General features: G+C 29.8%; 13 protein-coding genes and 1 pseudogene. 7 read left to right on the forward strand and 7 right to left on the reverse strand.

Annotated elements, in window-relative coordinates; all coding sequences use genetic code 11:
• Positions 1 to 82 precede the first annotated feature (82 nt).
• From ACH2BO_RS06220 to ACH2BO_RS06245, 6 genes are all read left to right on the forward strand, one after another.
• Positions 83 to 418: a helix-turn-helix domain-containing protein gene (locus tag ACH2BO_RS06220; protein WP_395043888.1), complete on the forward strand. Its 336-nt coding sequence runs from the start codon at positions 83 to 85 to the stop codon at positions 416 to 418.
• A 186-nt stretch (positions 419 to 604) separates the two neighbouring features.
• Positions 605 to 1216: a porin family protein gene (locus ACH2BO_RS06225; protein ID WP_395043889.1), complete on the forward strand. Its 612-nt coding sequence runs from the start codon at positions 605 to 607 to the stop codon at positions 1214 to 1216.
• 271 nt (positions 1217 to 1487) lie between these two features.
• Positions 1488 to 1733 (forward strand): type II toxin-antitoxin system ParD family antitoxin, encoded by a 246-nt coding sequence (locus tag ACH2BO_RS06230; RefSeq protein WP_395043890.1) that lies wholly within the window; start codon positions 1488 to 1490, stop codon positions 1731 to 1733.
• A complete protein-coding gene (locus tag ACH2BO_RS06235; protein WP_395043891.1) occupies positions 1733 to 2032 on the forward strand; it encodes a type II toxin-antitoxin system RelE/ParE family toxin in 300 nt (99 codons plus the stop codon). The genes ACH2BO_RS06230 and ACH2BO_RS06235 overlap by 1 nt, the downstream gene beginning before the upstream one ends.
• Positions 2033 to 2343: 311 nt before the next feature.
• The gene (locus ACH2BO_RS06240) at positions 2344 to 2937 is read left to right on the forward strand and encodes a hypothetical protein (RefSeq protein ID WP_395043892.1); all 594 of its coding nucleotides are present in this window, start codon (positions 2344 to 2346) and stop codon (positions 2935 to 2937) included.
• Between the two features lie 277 nt (positions 2938 to 3214).
• Positions 3215 to 3667, forward strand: a complete 453-nt coding sequence (locus tag ACH2BO_RS06245) for a GNAT family N-acetyltransferase (protein ID WP_395043893.1) — start codon at positions 3215 to 3217, stop codon at positions 3665 to 3667.
• A gap of 75 nt (positions 3668 to 3742) precedes the next feature.
• Here ACH2BO_RS06245 and bcp read toward each other — a convergent pair whose 3' ends face one another.
• Positions 3743 to 4195 (reverse strand): thioredoxin-dependent thiol peroxidase, encoded by a 453-nt coding sequence (gene bcp / locus ACH2BO_RS06250; RefSeq protein ID WP_395043894.1) that lies wholly within the window; start codon positions 4193 to 4195, stop codon positions 3743 to 3745.
• A 62-nt stretch (positions 4196 to 4257) separates the two neighbouring features.
• Here bcp and nth point away from each other — a divergent pair, with 62 nt between their 5' ends.
• On the forward strand, positions 4258 to 4917 hold the full coding sequence (gene nth, locus ACH2BO_RS06255; protein ID WP_395043895.1) for an endonuclease III domain-containing protein: 660 nt from the start codon (positions 4258 to 4260) through the stop codon (positions 4915 to 4917).
• 17 nt (positions 4918 to 4934) lie between these two features.
• On the opposite strand, the gene ACH2BO_RS06260 is transcribed toward nth, so the two are convergent.
• The 6 genes and pseudogenes from ACH2BO_RS06260 to ACH2BO_RS06285 form a co-directional block, all read right to left on the reverse strand.
• Positions 4935 to 5078 carry a hypothetical protein gene (locus tag ACH2BO_RS06260; RefSeq protein ID WP_395043896.1) on the reverse strand — a complete coding sequence of 48 codons (144 nt, stop codon included), beginning with the start codon at positions 5076 to 5078 and terminating at the stop codon, positions 4935 to 4937.
• A gap of 50 nt (positions 5079 to 5128) precedes the next feature.
• On the reverse strand, positions 5129 to 5716 hold the full coding sequence (locus tag ACH2BO_RS06265) for an RNA polymerase sigma factor (RefSeq protein ID WP_395043897.1): 588 nt from the start codon (positions 5714 to 5716) through the stop codon (positions 5129 to 5131).
• Positions 5717 to 5955: 239 nt separating this feature from the next.
• Positions 5956 to 6717 (reverse strand): family 16 glycosylhydrolase, encoded by a 762-nt coding sequence (locus tag ACH2BO_RS06270; protein WP_395043898.1) that lies wholly within the window; start codon positions 6715 to 6717, stop codon positions 5956 to 5958.
• Positions 6718 to 9021 (reverse strand): beta-glucosidase BglX, encoded by a 2304-nt coding sequence (gene bglX / locus ACH2BO_RS06275; RefSeq protein WP_395043899.1) that lies wholly within the window; start codon positions 9019 to 9021, stop codon positions 6718 to 6720.
• Between the two features lie 94 nt (positions 9022 to 9115).
• Positions 9116 to 10765, reverse strand: a complete 1650-nt coding sequence (locus ACH2BO_RS06280) for a family 16 glycosylhydrolase (RefSeq protein ID WP_395043900.1) — start codon at positions 10763 to 10765, stop codon at positions 9116 to 9118.
• 16 nt (positions 10766 to 10781) lie between these two features.
• Positions 10782 to 11782 (reverse strand): annotated as a pseudogene (locus tag ACH2BO_RS06285) (hypothetical protein); the annotation flags it as partial.

The following is an 11782-nucleotide window of genomic DNA, read 5'->3' on the forward strand; positions in this document are numbered from 1 at the left end:
AAAACAGGAAAAACTCCTGAAAAAGAAATAGAAAAAGCAGAAAACATAAGATTGAGATATTTTGAACTTAAAAATAAGAGAAATGAAAAATAAAGAAAAAGAATTAGAAATGTTCTCTTTTGACAAAATAAAAGATGAATTTATTGGCGAAGTTGGAACTGTAAAAAGAACGCTTTATGAACAAGAACTTCAAATGGAAATTCTTGGCGATTTAATAAAAAAAGTTCGTCTTGAAAGAAATATGACGCAAGAAGAACTTGGAAAGTTAATCGGAGTTCAAAGAGCACAAATATCAAAACTTGAAAACAATACAACAAACGTTACAATTGAAACAATTTTGAGAGTTTTTAGCGCATTAAAAGCTAAAGTGAATTTTAACGTGGAAATTTTAAATAGTAACGTAAAAATTGCCGGATAAAACTACTTCTGCCATCAGCAGTTACAAGAAATTGCTAGGCATGGGATTTATTTGAAATCGGAAAGGTAATTAATTTAAAGTTTTTTCTATATTTGAAAAGGCTTGGTCTTGGTTCATCGCCACTTTTTGAAGCCGCGAAACGTTATAGCCAATATTACCAAAAAATCGATAAAAAAACAAAGAAACATGAAAAAAATTATTTTAGGATTATTATTAATCTCATTCCAAGGTTATTCTCAACTTTCTGGAGGAATAAAAAGCGGAGCTCTTTTGAGTAATTTTAAATTTGAAAATTCTGAATCTGAAAAAAGTGGTTTAAAACCCTCATTCTATGCTGGAATTTTTATAGAGTATAAATTTAAAAGAGTTGCTCCAGAATTTGAAGTTAGTTATAATCAGAGTGGGAATAGAGGTTCAATTTTAATTAGACAAAACTTTGATGATGTTCCTACTAAATTATATTCTAACTATAAACTTAATTTATTAATGTTTTCAGTTGCATCTAAATTCTATCTAACTAAAAAATTTAATTTAAAATTTGGAGTACATTATAGTCAAGTGTTATATGTTGAGAATTCTATTGAAAATTTTCCTGGCATCAATGGAGCTTTAAAAACTGATCTGACTGATTCTTGGAAAAAAAATGATTTTGGTGTCCTATTTGGTGTTAACTTTGATATTACAAAACATTTATTTCTAGATGGAACATATTTAATTGGGCTTTCTGACTTGAGAGAAATACCAAAATATGAGGTTAATAATCGAATGATTAAAATTGGAGCTGGTTACAAATTTTGAGAAAGAAAAAAAACTGGCTATAACAGCAATTTGCGTCAATGGCGTTGGCTTGGGATTTATTTGGACGCTTGGTCTCTTATCTTTTTTCTTTCAATCATATTTTTTCTTTCAAAGTTTTCGGTATATTTGCTTTGGTCTGTGGTAAAAACAGCAACAGACATAAAGCGTGGGACCGTTGTGCGACACTTTGGAGCGACAGAAAACCGAAAAAATAATAGAAAATTTATTGGAGAATACCATAAATTGGTATATTTGTAAAAAATATAAAATTATGGCACGAAACACATCAATTTTAATTGGAGAATATTACGAAAGTTTTATAAACAGACAAATTGCAACAGGAAAATATAATTCTGTAAGCGAAGTTGTTAGAACTGCTTTGAGACATTTTGAGCAGGAAGAAATTCAAACTAAATCTCTAATTGCGGAATTAGAACTTGGAGAAAAAAGCGAAAAAATTAGAAATTTTAACCGAACAGAAAATCTAAAAAGGTTAAACGACAATTTCCAAAAGTAATGGCTGAACATATTATAAGTGAAAAAGCTTTAGACGATTTGAATAATAATTGGATTTACACGGCTGAAAATTGGTCGGTTCAACAAGCGAACCGATATTATAATTTGATAATGGATGAAATAGAATATGTAGCGGAAAACTTTGAAACAACAAAAGATTTTGGAAACATTCGTAAAGATTATCGATATTCAAAAGTGAAATCGCATTTAATATTTTGTAAACAAATTGAAAATACAGAAATGGAAGTTGTGAGAATTTTGCACGAAAGAATGGATATTAAAAATAGAATTAACGATTAAAAAAGAAAAAGTGATCGCACAACAGCGGTGTCTCCATACTTCGCAATAATACTATTTATTAAAAATGTAAATAATTTATATTTAATTTGTTGTAAGCTTCGAGGTCAAAGACCATCGCAGAGCTTGAATAATATATAAATCCTTGATAGCGAAAACTATTGAGGATTTTTTTTATATTTGAAAATGAATATGCATTTTATTAAAATTGTGATGATTTTATTGAGTGTATTTATGATTTGTATGCTATTTTATCAGAAAATACTCTTAAAAACACGTTTGAAAATTAATCTTAAACATAATTTTGAATGAATATGAAAAAAATTATATTTCTAATAATCATAATTTCATTTGTTTCTTCTTGCATTCCAGAATATTATATATATAAAATTCAACTTAATAAACCAACCGTTTCGAATGATCTAAAGTTTGAGGATGAAAAACTCTCAATCGAGTTTTCATTTAAGCAATCAGAAGTTGCGTTTAAGATTAAGAATAATAGTGATAAACCACTAAAAATAATTTGGGATGAGGCATCGTTCGTTTATAATGGAGAAGCTCAAAAAATTATACATAAGAATGTGAAATTTATTGACAAAGAAAAAACACAAGCTCCTACTGTTATTCCTCCAAAATCTTTTATATCAGATTTAATGCAACCAATTGACGACATAAAATTTAATTCTGGAAATTCATATTGGAGCAGCAAGCTAATCTTCCCTGTAATTTCATATTATAAACCTAAAGATAAAAAACGTATTGAAAGAGTAAAAAAAATTTTGGGAACTAGTGTAAACATCTACATTCCAATTCAGCTTGACGGAAAATCATTTGATTATTATTTTGAGATGGAAGTGATAGATATTCTTTACAAAAAAAGTAAAAATCAAACAAAATCGATTTTATAAAAAAAACAGCACACAACACTAGCTCTACAAAGTATAAAAATCTACTTGTTGCTCTGCGAATGTCTCCAGAGTTCGCAGTAATTCTATTTTTTAAAAAAGTAAATAATTTATATTTAATTTGTTGTATGCTTCGAGGTCAAAGACTATCGCAGAGCTTGAATAATATATAAATCCTTGATAGCGAAAACTATTGAGGATTTTTTTTATATTTGAAAATGTAATTATTAAACTCTAAAAAAGGTCAACTACACCATTAAAAAATTAATGTTATAAAATTATGATTATCAGAGAAGCAAAAATTGACGACATAAAACAAATTCAAATTGTTAGAAATTCAGTAACTGAAAACACTTTGTCAAATCCTAACTTGGTGACTAACGAAGATTGCTTAGAATTTATAACTATTAGAGGAAAAGGTTGGGTTTGTGAAATCAATAATGAAATAGTTGGGTTTTCAATTGCTGACTTGAAGGAAAATAATATTTGGGCACTATTTTTAAAACCTGAATTTGAAAAAAAAGGCATTGGAAAACAACTTCACGACATAATGCTAGATTGGTATTTTATCCAAACAAGTATCAATGTTTGGTTAGGAACAACACCAAATACAAGAGCTGAAACTTTTTATAGAAAAGCTGGTTGGAAAGAAATCGGCAAACATGGAAAAGATGAAACTAAGTTTGAAATGACCTATCATGACTGGAATAAAAGGAAGACAAACCAAAAATAATCACATAGAAATTTATAATAATCAAAGTATCTTACAGTGATTTTATTTCATTAAATTAAGAAAACCAACCAAAAATCACTTCAATATCTGACTTGCATGAATTTTAGTTTTCACTTCAGATATTATGTCATCAATAATTCCGTTTTCATCTATTACAAATGTGGTTCTGTGAATTCCATCATATTTTCTTCCCATAAATGTTTTTGGTCCCCAAACTTCAAATGCATTTAGTACTGATTTATCTTCATCTGCCAATAAAGGAAACTGAAATTTATATTTACTTTTAAAATTTCCTTGTGCTTTGGCATTATCTGCACTAACTCCAAGAAGTGCATAATTATTAGCTTCAAAACGTTCAAAATTATCTCTTAAATCACAAGCTTCGGCGGTGCAACCTGGTGTATTTGCTTTTGGATAGAAAAAAACAACCAACTTTTTACCTTTGTAATCTGTAAGCGAATGAGAAATTCCATCTTGGTCTTTGGATGAAAAATTGGGTGCTTTATCTCCTATTTTTAATGTAGTCATTTTATTTTTGAGTTTATTGTGTGTTGTTTATTGTTATATTTACACTCCAAATTTAACACTTTATGACTAAAAAAGAACGTGCAACATTTGTTATAAATACGTTAAAAGAATTATATCCCACAATTCCAATTCCGCTAGAGCATAAAGATGCTTATACTTTGTTAATTGCAGTTTTGCTTTCTGCACAATGTACTGATGTTCGTGTAAATCAAATTACACCATTATTGTTTGCAAAGGCAGATAATCCTTATGATATGATAAAAATGAGCATCGAAGAAATTAGAGATATTATTCGTCCTTGTGGATTATCGCCAATGAAATCTAAAGGAATTCATGGCTTGTCGCAAATTTTAATAGAAAAATATAATGGCGAAGTTCCACAATCTTTTGAAGCTTTAGAATCTTTTCCTGCTGTAGGACATAAAACGGCAAGTGTAGTTATGAGTCAAGCTTTTGGAGTTCCAGCATTTCCTGTAGATACTCATATTCATCGATTAATGTATCGTTGGAATTTAACTTCTGGCAAAAATGTAGTTCAAACAGAAAAAGATGCCAAAGCAATTTTTCCGATTGAAGTTTGGAACGATTTACACCTACAAATAATTTGGTACGGAAGAGAATATTCGCCAGCACGAGGTTGGAATTTAGAAAAAGATATTATTACCAAAACTATTGGAAGAAAAGAAGTTTTGAAAGAATTAGAAAAAAAAATATCCCGATAATTTTACCGGGATATTTCTTAATTAGCAATGATTTCGAAGTTTCTATTACCTACTTTGATAATTTTCAAAGCTTTAGAATAATTAAGTATGAAATTAATTGTTTCGCTTTTTGGTAACATTTTTGTGTTTGCTAATGCGTTTTTAGAGTAAATTTTAGCCATAGATTTGTTTAAATTATATATCTATAACGAAATAGCAAATGAAATATTGTTTAATTGGTTAAAATTATTTTATTTTTATCAATAACTTTTCTAAGATTCATCAAAGCATATCTCATTCTACCTAAAGCTGTATTGATACTAACACCTGTTAACTCAGCAATTTCGCTAAAGCTAAGATCTTGATAAATTCTCATTATCAGTACTTCTTTTTGGTCTGCTGGAAGTTCTTGAACAATTTTTTGCAAGTCTTTTTCAATAATATCTGTAATAATTCTTCCTTCAGCATTTAATGAGTTGTCTGTTAAAATAGAAAATATTGAAAACTCTTCGGTTTCACGAAGCATTGGCATCTTTTTGTTTTTTCTATAATGATCAACAATTAAATTATGAGAAATTCGCATTACCCAAGGCAAGAACTTACCTTCTTCATTATATGAATTAGATTTTAAAGTTTTAATTACTTTAATAAAAGTATCTTGAAATACGTCGTCTGCAACATCGCGATCTGGCATTTTGGAATATATAAATCCATAAATTTTTTGCTGATGTCTTTTAATTAATATAGCCAAAGCGTTTTCGTCGCCTGCTATATAATTTTTTACCAATAAAGCGTCTGGAATTTGATTAATAGTAGCCATAAAATTTCCTTTTAGTTTTGGGTTAAAAAAGCGTAATGTTTTTTCTAAAAGTAATTTTCTACGATAGGCAACTGTTAAATTTGAATTAATTTATAGCCAAATGTAGCATAAAATTTTATTAAGAAACAAATAAAATTAAAAAATTTAACATTTTAAATGCAATAAAATTCAAATTTCACAATAAAATTGAACAAAATATACTCGTTTTAAAGAATATACTTTATTAAGAAAAATCAAAATTATTGGTAAACTCTAATATAATCAATATAAAAATTTTGAGGAAGGTTAGAATCATCAATTATTGAACCACCAAAGTTTCCGCCAATTGCTAGATTAAGAATGAGGTAGAATTTCTTATCAAATGGCCAAGTATCTTTATTTTTTTCTTCTGGATTAAATGTATAAACTGAATTTCCATCAACAAAGAATTCAATTTTTTCTTTTGTCCAATCAATTCCATATATATGAAATCCATCTTCAATGTTTTCTATTTTTGTTTTTTTAGTATTTATTGAATTTCCGTGACTGTCTTGCGTGTGTAACGTTGTAAAAATCATATCTGGTTCTCTTCCAACATATTCTAAAATGTCTATTTCTCCACATTTTGGCCAACCTTCTTCTCCAATTGTTGAACCTAACATCCAAAATGCTGGCCAAAGTCCATTTCCAACAGGAAGTTTTGCTTTCACTTCAATTTTACCATATTGAAATTCTTTCTTTCCTTTAGTTGTGATTTTTGTTGAAGTATAAATTGCACCTTCTTTTTTTGCTTCAATAATCAATTTTCCTTTTTTGAAAGTATGATTGGTTTTTGTATAAATTTGTTTCTCATTATTTCCCCAACCACAAAGATTTGGGCAACCATTACCAAGTTCAAAATTCCAATTGGTTTGGTTAAGTTTTTTTGAATTAAAATTTTCTTCCCAAACAAGTTTACGTTCTTTATTTTGAGAAATACAAAAATTTGAAACTAACAAAAGTAAAATAATGACTTTTTTCATTTAATTAGAATTAGTATATTGAAAATTTTCTTCAAGTGTTTTATCTGAACTTCCACCAACAAAAACCTTGAAATCACCTGTTTCAGCTTCCCATTTGGAATTGGCTGTATAATATTCGATTGTGCTTTTATCAATAGTGAAATTTACAGTTTTAGATTCGTTTGCTTTTAAATTAACTATTTCAAAACCTTTTAATTCTTTTACCGGTCGAGTTGTACTTCCTATTAAATCACGAATATAAAGTTGTACTACTTCCTTTCCTTCAATATTGCTATTATTTTTTAAGGTAACCGAAACTTCAATTTTTTCATTATTAGAAAATGAATTTGAAGATAATTTTAAATTAGAATATTCAAATTTTGAATAGCTTAAACCATAACCAAATGCATATAAAGGTGAATTTTTTTCGTCAATATAATGTGACCAAAAAACACTATTTGGTTCATTCATTGTTGGTCTTCCTGTGTTTTTATAGTTGTAATAAATAGGAACTTGACCAATATTTCTAGGAAAAGTCATTGGCAGTTTTCCACTCGGATTGTAATCGCCATATAAAACTTGTGCAATTGCGCTTCCGCTTTGAGTTCCAAGATGCCAAGCTTCTACAATTGCTGGAATATTTTCATCAGCCCAAGGAATTGCTAATGGTCGACCATTATTTAATACCAAAACAATTTTTGAATTTACTTTATATATTTCTTCTAATAATTCTTGTTGCACTCCAGGCAAACCAATATCGGTTCTACTTCTTCCTTCTCCAGTTTGCAATCCATGTTCACCTAAAACCATAATTACTATATCTGATTTTTTTGCTAATTCTATTGCTTCTGCAAATCCTGATTTATCAGTTTCATTAATTGCAGTTTCCCAAATAAATTGAGTTCTTCCAATTGATACATCTGCACCTTTTGAATAATTAATTTGATTTCCAGAATATTTATTTAATCCTTCTAAAACAGAGATTGCTGTGTTATCATCAGCTCCAATTCGCCAATTTCCAAGCGGACTTGTTTTATCATTTGCTAAAGAACCAATCAAGGCAATCTTTAATCCAGATTTTTGTAGTGGTAATAAATTAGTATTATTTTTTAAAAGTACAATCGATTTTTTAGCAATATCCAAAACTCCATCATGAAATTCGGTTTTTCCAACTGTATTTTTCTCATTTATTTCGTCACAATATTTGTATGGATTATCGAATAACCCTAATTCAAATTTTGTTTTAAGAATTCTTCTAGCTGCATCATTAATATTAGATTCTGCAACTTTTCCTTCTTTGACCAAATTTTCTAAATATTCAACATAAACATAGGATTCCATATCCATGTCAGAACCAGCATTAATAGAAGCTTCTGCTGCTTGTTTTCTATCTTTTACATAACCATGATTTACCATTTCATTCATTGAACCCCAATCTGAAACTACAAATCCATCAAATTTCCAATCGCCTTTTAAAATTGTTCTTTGCAAATATTTGCTTCCTGTTGCCGGAATTCCGTTTAGTTCATTAAACGAATTCATGAAAGTTCTAACACCAGCATTTACTGCAGCTTTAAAAGGTGGAAAAATTACATTTTGAAGCGTTTGATCGCTAACATCTACAGTGTTATAATCTCTACCTGATTCTGCAAATGCATATCCTGCAAAATGTTTGGCACAAGCTAAAATAGATTTATTAGACTTAAAATCAGTTCCTTGAAAACCTTTAATTCTTGCTTCTGCAATTCGGCTTCCAAGATAAGAATCTTCACCAGAACCTTCCATTACTCTACCCCAACGAGCATCTCTAGAAACATCTAACATTGGAGCAAATGTCCAATTTATTCCAACAGCTGCTGCTTCTTCGGCTGCTATTTCTGATGATTTTTTAATGGCTTCTAAATCCCAACTTGCAGCTTCTGCTAATGGAATTGGGCTAATCGTTTTATAACCATGAATTACATCAAAACCAAACAATAATGGAATACCAAGACGAGTTTGTTCAACTGCGATTTTTTGTAAAGCTCGAACATCTTTAACGCCTTTTACATTGAGCATTGAGCCAACAAAACCTTTTTTTATATCTTCATATTTTTTTGCAGCCAAACCTTCTTTTGGTGTTGGTCCAGTTATTTCCCAAAAACCATTATATTGATTTAATTGTCCAATTTTTTCTTGCAAAGTCATTATTGATAAAATAGAATCTACTCTTTTATCAATTGGGTTGGAGTGAACATTTGAAGTTGTATTTTTTTGTAAAGAGTTACAACCAACAAGAATTAGTGTAGCAATTAATGATATGTAAAATATATTATTATATTTCATTTTAAACTATTAATGATTAAAAATCAAATAACAAGAAGCAATAATAAAATTACTTCTTGTTAAAAGAAACTAATAAAAAAAAACTATTTTAATTTTATTGATAAACTCTTACATAATCAACTTCCATTGAAGACTGAACAAAAGCTGGATCGATTGCACCACCAAAAGTTCCTCCCATGGCAACATTTAAAATTAAGAAAAAATCGCTATTAAATGGAGTTGTACTAGTGTTTAAAAAAGAATGATATAATTGATCATCTACATAAAACTTAATTGAATTTGATGTCCAAATAGCTTTGTAAATATGAAATTGAGTTGAAGCATCAGCAATAGTTGTTGTGTTTGTAATTCCATTTCCACCAGAATGTCCAGGATAATGCAAAGTTCCATGAATAACATTTGGAATGTTTCCTCTGTGTTCCATAACATCAATTTCGCCACATGATGGCCAAGTATTAGTAGCATAATTTTGACCTAACATCCATAATGCAGGCCAAGTTCCACCACCAGTTGGCATTTTAGCTCTAAACTCGACTTTACCATAATGGAATTCAAATTTATTTTCAGATTTTAATCTTGCAGAAGTATAATTAGAACCACTTAATAATTGAGCTTTAGCAGTAATTTTTAGATTTCCGCCTTGAACAATTACATTATTTGACGAATTGGTATAATATTGTAATTCACTATTTCCCCAACCACCAGAACCAATATCATAATTCCATTTAGAAGTATCTGGTGCACCATCAGTATTAAATTCATCAGACCAAACTAAGTTAGTAAAATCTGTTATTGGATCTTGAACTGGTTGAATAGTTGTAAAAATATGATACCAAGCTAAAGCAGGATTTCCACCCATAACAGCTCTAACAACCATTCGGTTTTCGGTAATTGATAAAATTTCATAAGAACTTTGACCAATATAATATCCCATAAAACCACCATCTGCAATATTCAACATTGTACCTCTAGTTTGACCAGCAACATTGTTAGCAACGACAACAGATTCTGATGGTGATAATGATACCGTTTTAAGTCCAGCAGTATTATAATCATAACAAAAGTCAAATCCGGCTGTTCCTCCTACTACACTTTGAAAATCTTTATTAAAAAATGTTTGTCCACCATTATCTAATTCATATTTTAATAAACTACCATCTTTTGAAAAAGTCATTACGTTTTCATATAGACAACTACTATCTGGAGAACCAGCTTTTTCAAATGGTGCAGCTTGGTAATAATTTGCGAAATAATTTTTAGTTGCATCATTATCATTTTGACCTACACCAAGATGACCAGGTTCTGATGCTGACCAATACCATTGTTTTTGAGTTCCACCAGTTAAAAACTGTACCGCTTCATCATCTGTAAAATTGCTTAAAACTTCAACTTCAATAGTTGTATTAGTTGTAACACCAGCAGTTCCAGATGCAATCACAATAACAGTATAAACATTTACTCCAGTTTGTGTAAATCTTTTTTCAAAAATTCCGCTTGGAGCATTTTGAGAAGTTCCATCACTAAAAACATATTTATATGAAATTGCATTATCTGCAGTTGTGGTAAATTTTACAACACCTGATCCGTCTCCGAAAGGTTCAGTTGCAGTTTTTCCGATGACTTCGGCAGTAACTTGTAAATTTGTTGGTGATTTAATATCGCCAAACGATGCGTCATCTTCTTGACAATTCACGAAAAGAAGTAATGATGCAAAAAGTAAAATATAATTATTAATCTTTTTCATTTTAATATTTTTTTAATTAATTATGGAAATAAACATTATCAACATATACTGTGTTACTTCCTGTTGGAGTTGCTGAGTAAATTAATTGAGCAATGTGTGCTCTAGTCGTTAAACCTGTAAAATTACTTAGCGGAATATCTATACTTATCCAACCACCTTGAGCTGGAGAACTAAATACAATTTCGTGTTCTTTATCATCGCCACCAGCAAAAATTCCGTTGGCACCAAAATCTACAAGTTTTATTCTAAAAACTGTAAAATCTGCCGACCAAACATCAGTATGAAAATGTGTCATAGATGTTGCATTAATCTGATTTGTAACGGTTTCGATTCCAACAAAATCTAAAGCACTGTATTTTTTTGTTGGATTTCCTGCAATAGATACATCAGCAAAAGTAGCATTAGACCATGAAGTTCTCCAAGTATCAACTGGTACATTGGTATATGCTCCACTAAACATTGAAATTACATTAGATGCTGGTAATGTTGGAGTTGGTGCAGCAGTTGTAAGTGATGCTGTTAAATTGTAAAAGAAAACATTATCAACATATACTGTTGCGCTTCCAGATGGTGAAGCAACGTAAATAAGTTGTGCAATGTGTGCACGAGTTGTTAAACCTGTAAATGCACTTAGTGGAATATCTAAACTTACCCAAGTATTTTGAGCTGGAGAAGAAATTGTAATTTCATGTTCTTTATCATCTCCACCACCAAATGTTGCGTTGGCACCAAAATCTACTAATTTAACTTTAAACTGAGTAAAATCTGACGACCAAACATCTGTATGAAAATAAGTCATTGCAGTTGCATTTATTGGAGTTGTAGTTGCCTCAACACCAACAAAATTTAAATTTGAATATTTTTTCGCAGCATTTCCAGAGATTGTAACATCTGTTAAATTAGCACTTGACCAAGATGTTCTCCAAGTATCAACTGGAACATTTGTATAAGTATCACTAAACATTGAAATAACACTTCCGGCAGGTATTGTTGGTACTGGCGCAGGAGTTAAATTGG

Source organism: Flavobacterium sp. (genome assembly GCF_043773265.1).
Classification (GTDB): Bacteria; Bacteroidota; Bacteroidia; order Flavobacteriales; family Flavobacteriaceae; genus Flavobacterium.